This window comes from Nocardiopsis ganjiahuensis DSM 45031, from assembly GCF_000341085.1.
GTDB lineage: Bacteria > Actinomycetota > Actinomycetes > Streptosporangiales > Streptosporangiaceae > Nocardiopsis > Nocardiopsis ganjiahuensis.
The window spans coordinates 120297-134275 of record NZ_ANBA01000014.1 but is presented as its reverse complement, the minus strand read 5'-3'; the positions used below and the strand labels follow the sequence as shown (position 1 = coordinate 134275).

Below are 13979 nucleotides of genomic sequence, written 5' to 3'. Positions count from 1 at the left end.
CTTTCCTGGTGTTCTGTCTGGTGGCCTTCCGGGAGGCGGTCGAACCGGTCACCGGGTGCGCTCGCCCCGGTGCTCGCCGCGCAGGACACGGTCGACCAGGTCCGCGCGCAGGGCACCGTAGCCGGTGGCCGCCCACACGCTCTCCTCGGCGGGCACCTCGTAGTAGGGCACCTCGCTCCCCCGGTACCGGGCGGGCAGGACCCGTGGACGGCCACGGCCCCGGACCGTCGAGGCGCACTCGGCGCACAGCGGTACCCGGACACTGCGGGTGCCGCCGAACTCACGCCACTCCGTCAGCTTGGTGCCGGTGCCGTGCAGCGGGTTGGCGTAGCAGTGCACCCGCGGCTTCCCGGACCTGGAACCGCTGCGCACGATGGCGTCCTCGGCCATGTCGAGCAGGACGAGCACACCGACCGCGTCGGGCAGGGTGGGTCCGGTGGCCGCCATGCGGTCGTGGACACTGGCCGCGGCGGCCCGGGCGTCCAGCGCGTGCTGGAGGAGCCGGTTGCCCTCCTCGCCCTTGGGTGCCGCGCCGAGGCGGCCCAGGCGTTCACCCAGTTCGACCAGGTCCGTCGCACCCCGTTCGACCAGCCGGTCCAGTTCGGCGCGGTCGGCGTTGTCGAACCCGGCGTGCTGGGTGACGGCCAACGCGGGCAGCGAGGGGACCCTGGCACGGCGGGCGCGCCAGGCGAGCCCGGCGGCCAGGACGAGTGCCAGGACGGCCACGGACGGCCACAGCCAGCCGGGGAGTCCGACGCCACCGGCCTCCGCCGACTCGTCCGTACCCGAGGGAGAGGGGTCCGGGGCCGGCGCCGTGTCCTCCCGCTGTTCCTCGTAGGCCGCTTCGGCGGCGAGGAAGGCGCCCTCGGGGTCGTCGGACAGAGCCGTCTCCACCGAGACCTCGACCACGGTGGCCAGATCTCCCCTGAACTGCGTGGCGTAGGAGGAGGTGAGGGCACCGTAGTGGGCGGGGCTGTCGTGGGCGGCACCGAAGTCCTTCCCGTGCATGCCGCTGTTGGCGAAGACCAGGTAGTGGCCCTCCCCGCCACCCATGCGGTCGTGGACGAGGGTGGCCAGGTCGTCGGGCTGGCCGTCCCAGGTGTCCCCTTCGATCAGGGGCACCACGATCACGTACAGGGGCAGGTCCGAGGCCTCGATGAGGGAGACGACCTCCTGCTGGGCCTCGTCGCCGAAGGCGCTGTCGTAGGCGGGGTCCACGTGGACCGGGGACGCGGCCAGGGTGTCGGCGATCGCCTGGGAGGCGTTCTCCTCCGGCTGGGCCGCGGCGGGGGACGCAATCAGGCAGGCCAGAACGAGCGCCGACGCGGCGACGGGGGTTCGGGGGCTACGCATCGCTCTTCTCCAGGATTCCGTCGACGAGGGCGCGCCCGGTCGATCCGTAGTTGGTGCGGACCCAGACCCGGTCCAGGTCCAGGTGCGGGACCCAGGCCCCGTCGATCCGCACTTCCAGCACACGGCTGTCCCGCTCTTTGTCCGAGAGGTCGAAACAGGAGTCGCACAGCGGCCTGCGGCCCGGGAGGCGGTGGACCCGGCCGGTCCTGCGCGCCTGCCCGTGCAGGGGGTCGGCCGAGCAGACCGCCCGAGTACCGTGTACGGCGTTCCCGGCGATGGCCGCCCGGGCCCGGCGGGCCAGGACCGTGACCCCGAGGAGGTCGAGCGCGTCCACGGGGCGGCGGAGCACCACCAGGGAGGCGTCGGCGTCACGCATCGCCCACTCGGGGACCAGCGCGTCCTGGACCTCCTCCAGCTCCCGGACCATGGACCGGGTCTCGGCCAGGGCGAGCCTGCGCAGGGCGCGTGTGCTCATCCGGGGCCGGCGTCCGCCCGTGCCCTTGCGCACCGCCCGCACCACGGAGACCACGACGAGGGCGATTCCGAAGAGGATTCCTGAGAGCAGCGGGCCCACGGCCAGGAGACAGGGGAGGAAGCCGTCACCGAAGAAGCGCTCCGAGGGCGAGCCGGGTTCGTGCGCGTAGTCGTCCGTGAACAGCGGTTCGGCGTCGGCCCGGCCGGGATCGGTGGGCACCTCCGCGAGCGCGGGCAGCGCCGCCTCGATGGCCTCCGCAGGGGTGGCTTCGGAGATATCCCAGAGCGTCCGGCTCAGGTCGAAGGGGTCGATACCCAGTCCGGCGGACCCGGCGGCGACCCCGACCTGCCCCCCGGTGCCGACGGTGGCGACCAGGTAGACGGCCTCCTCCCCGGTGAGCTCGGCCAGGGCGTAGGCCAGGACCTCGGGGTCACCCGCGGACTCGTCGTTCCCGGCCATGGGCACGACCACGGCGCGGACCGGGAGCTCCGACTCCTCCAGCCGTTCGGCGGTGGCCGCGAGCCCGGTCCGGTCCATCGGGACCAGGGGCCCGACGTACAGGGGGGCGGACTCTGTCTCGGCAATCAGGCGCTCCACCCGGTCGGTGCCGGTGACATAGGGCGGTTCGAAGCGGGCCTCGGCGGGATCGCGCGCGATCTCGGCGCCGTCCTCCTCCGCCGCGTTCACCGTGAGGGCGTAGGGCCCGGCGACGCTCAGCCCGGCCAGGGCCAGGCCCGTGACGATCACGACCGGGACCTCGAAGGCGGCCGCGCGGCCCTCGTGGAGCCGCCACCAGATCCAGAACCCGGCCGAGGCGATCAGGAACCCCCCGGCCAGCCCGGACAGGGTGCCGAGGTTCTCCGCGCCCATGGAGCTCGCGGGATCGGTCTCCTCGAGGAACCCCTCCCAGAACGCGGCGAGTGTCCCCGGTTCGGCCTCCGATCCCTCCGCGCCCGAGCCGTCCGGCTCCACCACGGGCGCGGCGCCCTGGAGGCGTTCGACGAGGACGGCGGCGACCGTGTCGACGGGGGTGCGGTGCTCGATCCTGGGATCGTCGTACAGCGCGCGCACGCTGTCCGCCGCGGGCAGGTCGTAACCGCGGACCTGCGCCTCCTGCGTGTACGTGTCGGGGCGCAGGTGCACGTACAGGCCGTCCTGCCCGAGCCGGTCGACCACCGGGGCCAGGACGGAGGCGCCTCCCCACTCCTCCTGGGGGCCGGGGAAGGGGCTGACGATCACGTGGTACGGGACGTCGAGGGTCGAGAAGAGCTCGTGCAGCTCCTCTTCCAGCTCGGCCACGTCGTACTGGCCGGCCATGACCTCGTCGACGAACACGGCCGCGCCCTCGGGGCGCTCGGCGAGTTCCTCGGCGTAGTACTCGGCCGGGGTCGGGGAACTCTCGTAGGCCTCGGTCGCCCCGGCCCCGGGGTCCGCCCACGCGGCGGGCGCCGCCGCGAACAGGGTCGCGAACACGGCGAAGAGAGCCACGGCGCCCAACGTCAGGAGACGTCGGCGCAGTTCAGCGAACCCTGGAGAGGAGGGGTCGGGGGTCAGGGGCATGCGCACGAGCATATCCGGAGCTTTCGGTCGACCCGGAACCCGGGACGGAGCTCCCAGCGCCGACTCCGCAGCTGGTCAGCTCGGATCAGCCACGGTGCTCTCCGCGCAGCACCCGCTCCACGAGGTCGCTCCGGAGGGTGCCGAACCCCGTCGCCGCCCACACGCTCCGCTCCGCGGGAACCTTGTAGTAGGGCACGGTGCGCCCTCGGTCCCGGTCGGGCAGGACGTTGGGACGCCTCCGTGTGCGCACCGCCTCAGCGCAGTCGGCGCAGAGCGGCACACCGGTGACACGCGTGCCTCCGACCTCCCGCCAGTCGGTGTGCTCGGTGTCGGTGCCGTGCAGGGGATTGGCGTAGCAGTGGGTGCGCACTTCGGGTGCCTCGTCACGGCGCCGGGCCACAGCTCTGGCGTAGTGGTCCTCGGCCAGGTCCAGCAGGATCAGGACCCCCACCGACTCCACCAGGTCGGGGGCGTCACCTCCCCCGTCGTGGACCCGGCGGGCAGCCGCGTGGGCATCCAGGGCGCGGCGCAGCCGCGGAGTGTTGCGCACCCGTTCCCCGGATTCGGCCAGGCGCTGGCCCACCTCGGTGAGGCGGCCCTCCGCCCGGCTCCGCAGCTCGTTGACCCGTGCGCGGTCGGCGTTGTCGAAGGCCGCGTGCTGGCGCAGGGCGGGCAGCGGTGGGAGGGCGTAGCGGCGCCAGGCCAGGAACAGGAGTCCGGCCACGGCCAGCGCAGCCAGTACCCAGGGCAAGGGGGCGGCCCAGGGTCCGAGCGGTTGAAGCGGGGCGGAGGAAGTGACAGGGAGAGGGATCATGGTGTGCGCAACAGCTCCTGGGCGCGGATCCTGCCACGCGATCCGTAGTCGCCAGACCGCCACCGTGTTCTGCGCGTTGAGGCGAATCCGGGGGTCTCTCCCTCCACCCTCGGGTGCAGCCGATAACAGTGGAAGCGGTGTTTCGGTGACCGGTTCAGACACCACGCGCACAGGAGCCTGTCTGTGTGCCTGGACCAGTAACTCCTGCCCAGACCGGCGGCGGGCCCGTGCAGGGGGTTGGTCGAACACACCCGGCTGTCGGGGTCTCCAGGGCGGGCCCCCAGACGCCGGAGGACCCGGCCCGAGATGACCAGGGAACCGACCACGTCGATCTCGTCCGGCTTTCCGTGGAGCAGGGCAAGGGCCACGTCGGCCTCGGGCGGGGTGTTGGGGGTTCGGAGCGCGTACCCCCACAGGTCCAGGAGGGTCACGGCACCGACCACCGTGCCGGTCAGCGCCGCCAGTAGGAGGGGGTCGCGTGCCGTCCACGGTACGGCGAGAAAGGCCCAGGCCAGGGCCGCCAGGGCCAGGAGGGGGACGCGGGGGAAACGAAGCACGTTCACGAACATAGCGCCGCGAAAGGCACCGGAACCCGCTCCCCGCCTCGCCTTGCTCGAAGCGCAACGAGGCGGTTGAGCGGCCGTGATGTTCACACACCCCGAATTCACGCAGCCAGGACACGAGAAGGGCCGCCGCCGTCGGTCGGACGGCGGCGGCCCTCGTCGAGCTCGGTCACACCGGTGTTGGAGAAGGTCTCCTCACCGGTCGGACCGAGGGAGTCAGCGGTGTGGCTCTCGGAGGGACGGACGGGTTCAGGGAGTCGCCTTCGAGGACTCGGCGTAGTTCTTGAAACGCTTCATGTCGCCCTTCACCCGGGCCTTCACCAGGCCGAGCTTGTCTCCGAGCTGTTCGACCACCCCTTCCGGAGCGGCCCTCAGCTGGAGGGTGACACGGCTGCGGGTCTCGGAGATGTGGTGGAAGGTCACCACGCCCGCGTGCGAGACGCCGTCCGTGCTGCGCCAGGCGACGCGCTCGCCGGGGATCTGCTCGGTGATCTCGGCTTCGAAGTCCCGCTCCTGGCCACCGATCTCGATGTACCAGTGCATGAGGCTGTCGGTGCGGCGCTCGACGCGGCTGACACCCTCCATGAACTCCGGGAAACTCTCGAAGCGGGTCCACAGCGCGTAGGCGGCGGTGACGGGCAGATCGACTTCAACAGTCTCGACAATCTCGGACACCGTGGAGTCCTTTCGTCGTCGTGTCGCGCTTCGTTCTCTTCGAGCCCTAACCGAGTTTCCTTCGTGCAAACGCCTCGGAGCGGAACGCGCCGACGCACCCCTGGTGGCCGTGTCCTCCGGGAGCCGCACGATGTCTGGGAAAATCCCTGGTCAAGGCGTATTCAAGGGGTGGTTTCCGTGCGGGAGGCGATCCCCGGGATCCCGCGGATGTGACCGGTCCCTCGGACACGAGAAGGGCCGCCGCCGTCGGTCGGACGGTGGCGGCCCTCGATGCACCGCGCTCACGCCTGTCGGGCGCGGGCTGCGGTCTCGGTCACTACTGCTTGGCGATCAGCTGACGCAGGACGTACTGCAGGATGCCGCCGTTGCGGTAGTAGTCGGCCTCACCCGGGGTGTCGATCCGCACCACGGCGTCGAACTCGACACCGGTGTCGGTGGTGACCTTCACCGTGCCGGGGACGCGGCCCTCGTTGAGGTCGGTCACACCGGTGATGGAGAAGGTCTCCTCGCCGGTCAGACCGAGGGAGTCGGCGGAGTGGCCCTCCGGGAACTGCAGCGGGAGGACACCCATGCCGATCAGGTTGGAGCGGTGGATGCGCTCGTAGGACTCGGTGATGACCGCGCGCACGCCCAGCAGGCTGGTGCCCTTGGCCGCCCAGTCACGCGAGGAACCGGAGCCGTACTCCTTGCCGCCCAGGACGACCAGCGGGGTGCCCTGCTCGGCGTAGTTCTGCGCGGCGTCGTAGATGAACGACACCGGCGCGTCGGGCTGGGTGAAGTCGCGGGTGTAGCCGCCCTCGGTGCCCGGCGCGATCTGGTTGCGCAGGCGGATGTTGGCGAACGTACCGCGGATCATCACCTCGTGGTTGCCGCGACGGGAACCGTAGGAGTTGAAGTCGCGGCGCTCCACACCGTGGGCCTTGAGGTACTCGGCGGCCGGGGTGCCCGGCTTGATCGCACCGGCCGGGGAGATGTGGTCGGTGGTGACCGAGTCGCCCAGCTTGGCCAGGACGCGGGCACCGGAGATGTCGGTGACCGGAGCGGGCGTCTGGCCCATGCCGTCGAAGTAGGGGGGCTTGCGGACGTAGGTCGACTCGGCCTCCCACTCGAAGGTGTTGCCGGTCGGCGTGGGCAGCTCGCGCCAGCGGTCGTCACCGGCGAACACGTCCGCGTAGGCGGCGGTGTACATGTCGGAGGCGATCGCGGAGTCCATGACCTCCTGGATCTCCTCGGCGGTCGGCCAGATGTCGGCCAGGTAGACCGGCTGACCGTCACTGCCGATGCCCAGGGGCTCGGTGGTGATGTCGATGTCCATCGACCCGGCCAGCGCGTAGGCGACCACCAGCGGCGGCGAGGCCAGGTAGTTCATCTTCACGTCCGGGTTGATCCGGCCCTCGAAGTTGCGGTTGCCGGACAGGACCGCGGAGACCGCGAGGTCGTTGTCCTGGACCGCCTTCGAGATCTCCTCGGGCAGCGGGCCCGAGTTGCCGATGCAGGTGGTGCAGCCGTAGCCGACCAGGTTGAAGCCCAGCTTGTCCAGGTAGGGGGTCAGGCCGGAGCGCTCGTAGTAGTCGGTGACGACCTTGGAGCCCGGGGCCATGGAGGTCTTGACCCACGGCTTGCGGGACAGGCCCTTGTCGACCGCCTTCTTGGCCAGCAGGGCGGCGCCCAGCATGACCGAGGGGTTCGAGGTGTTGGTGCACGAGGTGATCGCGGCGATCACGACGGCGCCGTGGTCGATCTCGGTCTCCGTGCCGTCGGCCATGGTGACCTTGACCGACTTGTGCGGGCGCGCACCGTTGGCGGCCTGGGCCGGGGCGTCGGAGGCCGGGAAGGACTCGTCGCCCGCCTCGTCCACCTCGTCGTCGACGTAGTTGCTGACGTCGTGGCGCCAGGTCGACTTGGCCGCGGACAGCGCGATGCGGTCCTGGGGCCGCTTGGGACCGGCCAGGGAGGGGACGACCTCGGCGAGGTCGAGCTCCAGGTACTCGGAGAACTCCGGCTCGACGGCCGGGTCGTGCCAGAAGCCGTTGGCCTTGGCGTAGGCCTCGGTCAGGGCGACCTGCTGCTCGGAGCGGCCGGTCAGGCGCATGTACCGGATGGTCTCGTCGTCGACCGGGAAGATCGCGGCGGTGGAACCGAACTCCGGGCTCATGTTGCCGATGGTGGCGCGGTTGGCCAGCGGCACCGAGGAGACGCCCTCGCCGTAGAACTCGACGAACTTGCCGACCACACCGTGCTTACGCAGCTGCTCGGTGATGGTGAGCACGAGGTCGGTCGCGGTGGTGCCGGGCTGGAGCTGACCGGTGAGCTTGAAGCCGACCACGCGCGGGATGAGCATGGAGATCGGCTGGCCGAGCATGGCTGCCTCGGCCTCGATGCCACCGACGCCCCAGCCCAGGATGCCCAGGCCGTTCTGCATGGTGGTGTGCGAGTCCGTACCGACACAGGTGTCGGGGTAGGCCTGGCCCTTGCGGTCCATCGTGACCCGCGCGAGGTGCTCGATGTTGGCCTGGTGCACGATGCCGGTGCCGGGCGGGACGACCTTGAACTCGTCGAAGGCGGTCTGGCCCCAGCGCAGGAACTTGTAGCGCTCGTAGTTGCGCTCGTACTCGATCTCGACGTTGCGCTCGAAGGCGTCGGGGCGACCGAAGAGGTCGACGACCACGGAGTGGTCGATCACCAGCTCGGCGGGGGCGAGCGGGTTGATCTTGTCCGGGTCACCGCCCATGTCGCGGACGGCCTCGCGCATGGTGGCGAGGTCGACGACGCACGGGACGCCGGTGAAGTCCTGCATGATCACCCGCGCGGGGGTGAACTGGATCTCCTGGCTGGGCTGCGCCTTGGCGTCCCAGTTGCCCAGGGCCGTGATGTGCTCGGCGGTGACGTTCGTGCCGTCCTCGGTGCGGAGGAGGTTCTCCAGCAGCACCTTCAGGCTGTAGGGAAGACGGTTGTAGCCCTTGACGGCGTCCAACCGGAAGATCTCATACGACTCGTCGCCAACGCGCAACGTGTCACGGGCGCCGAAGCTGTTCGCGGACACGGTGTCTGCCTCCTGATCTCGCCACTTTGTCCTCAGCATCCTCCCCCATGGGGTGGACGCGGGACCTACTGAGGCCGCCCTAACCGGATCACCGGGGTACGAGGGTCACGGATGAGTGACCCCGCCGCCTCCATGATCCTTCAGGGCCGCTTTGACCTGCAACGACGCCACATCGTCACGGGTCGCGGCCCGCTGGCCGCGGACGCCCAAGGGTCCGGGGCGCGGCGCCGAAAAGCGGTCGACCTCACATCGCCCGAACCCGGAGCGGGTCGGGGGGAGGCCCGCTTTTATCTTGACGTCAAGGTATCTAACTTGTATCTCGATATCAAGTTATCGGGTGGGCCCCCAGCCCTGGCGGGCACCCCCGGCGCTCGGCCCCGTTCAGTCCAACTGCGGCACCACCGCGGAGGCGAGCAGCTCCAGGTGATCCAGGTCGGACATGTCCAGGAGCTGCACGTACATCCTCTCAGCACCCGCGGCACCGAACCGGCCGATGCGGTCCACGATCTCGTCGGGGGTTCCCGCCAGACCGTTCTGGCGCAGCTCCGACACGTCGCGGCCGATCCGGGCGGCCCGCTTGGACACCTCGGCCTCGTCACGCCCCGCACACAGGACCTGGGCCGCCGAGTACACCATCGGCGCGCTGCGGCCCGACGCCAGAACGGCGTCGGCCGTGCGTCCGAAGGCCGCCTCGGTGTCCTCCAACGAGGAGAACGGCACGTTGTACTCGTCGGCGAACTTGGCCGCCAGCCGCGGTGTGCGCTTGAGCCCGGTACCGCCGATCAGCACCGGCGGGTGCGGTCCCTGCTGCGGTTTGGGGAGCGCAGGCCCCTCCGCCAGCCGGTAGTGCCTGCCCTCGTACCGGAAGGTGTCCCCCACCGGGGTGGACCACAATCCCGTGATGATGTCGAGCTGTTCCTCGTAGCGGTCGAAACGCTCCCTCGCGGAGTCGGGGAAGGGGATGCCGTAGACGGCGTGCTCCTCCTCGAACCAGCCCGCTCCGAAGCCGAACTCGACCCGGCCGCCGCTCATACGGTCGACCTGCGCGACGGAGATGGCCAACGGGCCGGGATGGCGGAAGGTCGCCGCCGTCATCAGCGTGCCGAGGCGGATCCGGGAGGTGTCCCTGGCCAGACCGGCCAGGGTGATCCAGGCGTCGGTGGGTCCGGGGAGTCCGCTGACGTGGTCGCCCATGGAGAGGTAGTGGTCCGAGCGAAACAGGGCGTCGAAACCAAGATCCTCGGCGGCTCTGGCAACGGCGAGCTGGTCCTCGTAGGTGGCCCCCTGCTGGGGCTCAAGGAAGATCCTCAGGCGCATACGCCCCAGTTTCTCCCACGCCACCGACCGTTCGGAAACCGCCGCGCGGGTACCGTGGAAAAGCCGTGGTCAGGGCCGCGAGAACACGGACCCCCCGACCCGAACCGTTCCGCCCCCGACCCGCGATAGCAGTCCACGTGAAGCTTCTCCGCCGCGCACGACGCCGCGCCCCCGCCTACGGACCCGACAGCACCGACCCCGTGCTGCTGACCGCCGTGGCCGCCGGGGAGACCGACGCCCTGGAGATCCTGCACCGGAGGCACGCCCCCTGGCTGCGCGCCCGTCTGCGCTACCGCTGTTCCGACAACGACCAACTCGACGCCGCCCTCCAGGAGACCTTCCTGGCGGTGTGGCGCAACGCCGGCTCCTTCACCCCCCGCCCCGGCGACAGCGACGCCGGGGCCTGGCTGTGGACCATCGCGATCCGTCAGCTCATCTCCCAGCTGCGCAAACGCGCCAACCGGTGGATAGCTGACAGCGAACCCGAACCGTACGAGACCATCGGCGACGCGTCAGCCGAGGACACCGTGCTCCTCAACATCGAGCACGGGCCGCTGGGCGCCGCCCTGCACGAGCTCTCCCCCGAACTGCGCTCGGCGATCCAGGCCACCGTGCTCGACGGCCTCACCGTCCGCGAGGCGGCGGAGATCCTCCAGATACCCGAAGGAACCGTGAAGACACGGGTCATGCGCGCGAAGGCGCGGCTACGGGAGGCACTGACCACATGAGCTGGCACCTGACCCACGACCAACTCCACCAGTACGCGGCCCACACCGCCGACGACGTCACCGCCATGTCCGCGGAGGCACACCTGACACACTGTGCCCACTGCCGCGGACTGCTGCCCACCGACCGGGCCTGGCTGGACCGCAGCTGGGCCGATCTGCGCGACATCGTGGACCAGCCCCGCCGCGGCCCGATCGAACGCCTGCTGACCTCGGTCGGCCTGCACGAGAGCACCGCCAAGCTGCTGGCGGCCACTCCGCAGCTGTACCGCGCCTGGCTGACCGCCACCGTGCTCGTGCTCGCCATGGCCCTGACCGTCGCGCACGAACTGCCGCGCGGATCGCTGCTGTTCGCCTTCACCGTCCCGGTCGTCCCCCTCATCGGAGTGGCCCTCGCCTACGGACGGGGCGTGGACCCGGCACACAGCCTCACCTCCGTCACCCCCCTGGCCGGGTACCGCCTGCTGTTCCTGCGCACCGCCGCCGTGCTGCTGCCCGCGCTGGCGCTGTGCACCGTGGCGGCGCTGCTGATGCCCTCGGTCTCCACCCTGTGGGAGGCGGCGTTCTGGCTGCTGCCCGCACTGGCCATGGTGGCCGGATGCCTGGCCCTGAGCCAGTGGATGCCGTTGAGCCTGGCGGGCGGTGTCGTGGGCGCCGCGTGGCTGCTCACCCTGTTCCTGCTCGGCATCGCCGAGGGCCTCGACCCGCTCCTGCTGTTCGACCCCACGGCCCAGATGGGGTGGGCCGTGGCGCTCACACTGCTGGCCGGTGCGATTCTGATCCGGGTGAGGACGGCGTGACGATTCAGGCGGGATGGCATGTCAGGTGGAAGCGGTGTCGGGTGAGGGTGGCGTGACGACCGGTACGGCCAACGGTCCGGCAGGCGGGACGGCGGACGGCACGACAACGGACCGGGTCAGCGTGCGGGGCCTGGTCCGCAGCTACGGAACACGCCGGGCCCTGGACGGGATCGACCTGAACCTGGGCCCCGGGGTGACCGGTCTCCTGGGCCGCAACGGCGCGGGCAAGACCACACTGATGCGCTGCCTGGCCACCGACCTGGAGGCCACCGGAGGACGGATCCGGGTGCTGGGGCGCGATCCGGAACGGGCCTCCGAACGCACCGAGATCCGTCGGCGGCTGGGCTACCTTCCCCAGTTCCCCTCCTTCTACCCGCACTTCACCGTGTTCGGCCTGCTGGACTACGTGGCGGTGCTGAAGGAACTGGGAGGGCGGCGCAAACGCCACGACGAGGTCCGCCGCGCCATGCGCAGGGTCGACCTGTACGACCGCAGGCACAGCAGGGTCCGCCGCCTGTCCGGGGGTATGCGCCAGCGCCTCGGCCTGGCCGCGGCCCTGCTCGGCGACCCCGAACTCCTCCTGCTCGACGAGCCCACCATCGGTCTGGACCCCGAACAGCGCATCCGTTTCCGGGACCTCGTCTCCGAGCTGGCGGTCCGGAGCACCGTGGTGCTGTCCACGCACCAGATCGAGGACGTGTCGGCGCTGTGCCGCCGGGTCCTGTGCCTGGACCAGGGCCGGGTGATCTTCGACGGCACCCCGGACGAGCTGATCGCCCGGGCCCGCGGCCGGGTCTGGGAGCAGGGTTCGCGCCCTCCGGAAGGTGTGACCTCCTGGCGGCTGGCCGACGGCCGCTACCGGGTCCTGGTACCGGAGGGTGCCGAGAACCCGGACTCGGACTCGCGCGTTCCCGTGGAACCGTCGTTGGAGGACGCCTACCTGCTGCTGACCGGAGCGCGGGGAAGCACTCGGTGACCGGCGTCCCGATCTTCTGGGGGCTGACCCGGTTCAACCTGCGCCACCTGCTGTTGAGCCCGGTCTTCCTCGTCGGCATGCCCCTGACGCTCCTGTTCCTGGGAGCGACGTCCTACATCCCGAACATGCCCACGGCGAACGACCTCCACCACCAGTCCGCGAGCAGCGCCATGGGCATCGCCGCGATCATGTTCGTGATCACGAGCTTCCCGGCACTGCGCGAGGTGCGCTACTCGGCGGATCTGGCCCTGCCCCTGTCCGCGCACACCCGCCTGCTGTCGCTGGCGCTGGCGGCCGTGGCCCTGACCTCGGTGTGCACGGGACTCCTGGTCGTCCTGTACCTCCTGCGGGCGTCGGCGCCCGTCGTCGGCGTGATGAGCCCGTACACCCTCGTCAGCGTGTTCCTGACCAGCTGGTTCGGCCCCCTGGCGGCGGTGGCGGCCGCGGCCTGGGTGCGTTCCTTCGCTCCCCTGGTCCTGTTCAGCATGCTCATCCCCGCGTACGTGCTGTACTCGTTCACGGCCATGGGCTCCAGGGCGGACGTGCTCATCTCGCGGATGAGCTGGATCGTCTCCACGGCGATGCTGCCCTTCCCCATCGGCAACCCCGGTGTGACGGTCCTGGGCCTGCTGTACCTGGTGTACGCCGTCCTGCTGGCAGCCGCCATCATGAGCGCTGCCATGGTCAGGAAGGCTCCCGGCCGGGGCCTGCGGCCGGTCCCGCTGGGCGTGAGCCTGCTGCTGGTGGCGATGACCATGGCGACCGTCGTGCACGGGAACAGGACCTACACGTACGAGACCAACTTCTCGGTCGGGCAGCTGCACGGAGTGGAGACCGCGTCCTGCCGTGTGCGGGACGGGGTGGCCTACTGCCCCCTGCCCGGCTACGAGTCGTGGGTGGACTACTGGCACGCCGCGCTGGCCCCCACCCTGGAGAGGGTGCCCGAGCGGGAGCGCCACCGCCTGGGGGCGGTGTGGCAGGTGGGCAACAACGTCCGTCACGACCTGGGCGCGGACCCTCCCGAGAGATCGATCGTCGTGGGTGAGTACTGGGACACGGAGCACATCTACTCGAGCGAGGAATTGGCCGGCGACGGCGCCTCGCTGGTGGTCGGTCTGCCGTTGATCCACGCGGACGCCTTCCCGTGCTCCGGGAGCGGCCAGTCCCGACTGCTGGTGGGGGCCTGGCTGGCCTCCGCCGACGAGGAGCTCACCCGGGAGGAGAGGATCCGGACGGCGGACAGCATGCTGCTGCGCTTCGACTCCGGACCGGAGGACCTGGCCCTGGCCCACGCGCTCATCGACCTGCCCGGGGACCGGGTCGGGGCGGTGGTGGACGAGCACTGGGACACCCTGACCGCCCCGGAGACCGGCACCGGGGAACTCGCGGACCTGTTGGACCTGCCCGAACCCGGCACCTCCGGCTTCCCGGAACCGGACTGGGAGGCCAGCATCTGGACCGAGGAGGAGCTCGAGGGATGGTGGGAGTGGGCCTCCCCCGCGTGCGCCTGAACCACTGACGTGCACCGCACGGCCCGGCTCCCGGACATCACGGGCCCCGGCTCACCGTCCTCTCGCACGCGGCGCTACCGTGGAGGCGTGAACTACTACTGGCACAAGGTCCTTCCGCCGCTGCGCGCCTGACCGGGCGCACCCGCCGACCTTCCCCGGACCCCGCG

11 protein-coding genes are annotated in these 13979 nt (G+C 70.8%); 4 read left to right on the top strand and 7 right to left on the bottom strand.

The genetic code is table 11. The annotated features are described in order from the left end of the window. Positions 1-48 precede the first annotated feature (48 nt). The 7 genes from D458_RS0120365 to D458_RS0120335 all read right to left on the bottom strand — a co-directional run bounded on the left by D458_RS0120365 (position 49) and on the right by D458_RS0120335 (position 9800). On the bottom strand, positions 49-1353 hold the full coding sequence (locus D458_RS0120365) for a hypothetical protein (RefSeq protein ID WP_017588584.1): 1305 nt from the start codon (positions 1351-1353) through the stop codon (positions 49-51). After that, positions 1346-3388, bottom strand: a complete 2043-nt coding sequence (locus tag D458_RS0120360) for a hypothetical protein (RefSeq protein WP_239648012.1) — start codon at positions 3386-3388, stop codon at positions 1346-1348. The genes D458_RS0120365 and D458_RS0120360 overlap by 8 nt, the downstream gene beginning before the upstream one ends. An 85-nt stretch (positions 3389-3473) precedes the next feature. Then, entirely contained in the window at positions 3474-4139 is a 666-nt protein-coding gene (locus D458_RS0120355; protein ID WP_017588582.1) for a hypothetical protein, read from the bottom strand. Positions 4140-4198: 59 nt separating this feature from the next. Continuing rightward, the gene (locus D458_RS36110) at positions 4199-4759 is read right to left on the bottom strand and encodes a hypothetical protein (RefSeq protein ID WP_152521181.1); all 561 of its coding nucleotides are present in this window, start codon (positions 4757-4759) and stop codon (positions 4199-4201) included. Positions 4760-5014: 255 nt separating this feature from the next. After that, the gene (locus tag D458_RS0120345) at positions 5015-5440 is read right to left on the bottom strand and encodes an SRPBCC family protein (protein WP_017588580.1); all 426 of its coding nucleotides are present in this window, start codon (positions 5438-5440) and stop codon (positions 5015-5017) included. A 316-nt stretch (positions 5441-5756) separates the two neighbouring features. Continuing rightward, a complete protein-coding gene (gene acnA, locus D458_RS0120340) occupies positions 5757-8483 on the bottom strand; it encodes an aconitate hydratase AcnA (protein WP_017588579.1) in 2727 nt (908 codons plus the stop codon). A 381-nt stretch (positions 8484-8864) separates the two neighbouring features. Then, a complete protein-coding gene (locus tag D458_RS0120335; protein WP_017588578.1) occupies positions 8865-9800 on the bottom strand; it encodes an LLM class F420-dependent oxidoreductase in 936 nt (311 codons plus the stop codon). A 137-nt stretch (positions 9801-9937) separates the two neighbouring features. Here D458_RS0120335 and D458_RS0120330 point away from each other — a divergent pair, with 137 nt between their 5' ends. The 4 genes from D458_RS0120330 to D458_RS0120315 all read left to right on the top strand — a co-directional run bounded on the left by D458_RS0120330 (position 9938) and on the right by D458_RS0120315 (position 13812). Next, complete coding sequence (locus D458_RS0120330) at positions 9938-10528, top strand: RNA polymerase sigma factor (protein WP_017588577.1); 591 nt, start codon at positions 9938-9940, stop codon at positions 10526-10528. Next, the gene (locus D458_RS0120325) at positions 10525-11325 is read left to right on the top strand and encodes a zf-HC2 domain-containing protein (protein ID WP_017588576.1); all 801 of its coding nucleotides are present in this window, start codon (positions 10525-10527) and stop codon (positions 11323-11325) included. Before D458_RS0120330 ends, D458_RS0120325 begins: the two co-directional genes overlap by 4 nt. 121 nt (positions 11326-11446) lie before the next feature. Next, complete coding sequence (locus D458_RS0120320; RefSeq protein WP_017588575.1) at positions 11447-12301, top strand: ATP-binding cassette domain-containing protein; 855 nt, start codon at positions 11447-11449, stop codon at positions 12299-12301. Further along, the gene (locus tag D458_RS0120315; RefSeq protein ID WP_017588574.1) at positions 12298-13812 is read left to right on the top strand and encodes a hypothetical protein; all 1515 of its coding nucleotides are present in this window, start codon (positions 12298-12300) and stop codon (positions 13810-13812) included. Before D458_RS0120320 ends, D458_RS0120315 begins: the two co-directional genes overlap by 4 nt. The last annotated feature ends 167 nt before the right edge of the window (positions 13813-13979 follow it).

Coding starts and splice junctions, on each gene's coding strand:
- D458_RS0120360 (WP_239648012.1), bottom strand. CDS start 3,388: ATGCCCCTGACCCCCGACCCCTCCTCTCCAGGGTTCGCTGAACTGCGC.
- D458_RS0120325 (WP_017588576.1), top strand. CDS start 10,525: ATGAGCTGGCACCTGACCCACGACCAACTCCACCAGTACGCGGCCCAC.
- D458_RS0120365 (WP_017588584.1), bottom strand. CDS start 1,353: ATGCGTAGCCCCCGAACCCCCGTCGCCGCGTCGGCGCTCGTTCTGGCC.
- D458_RS0120335 (WP_017588578.1), bottom strand. CDS start 9,800: ATGCGCCTGAGGATCTTCCTTGAGCCCCAGCAGGGGGCCACCTACGAG.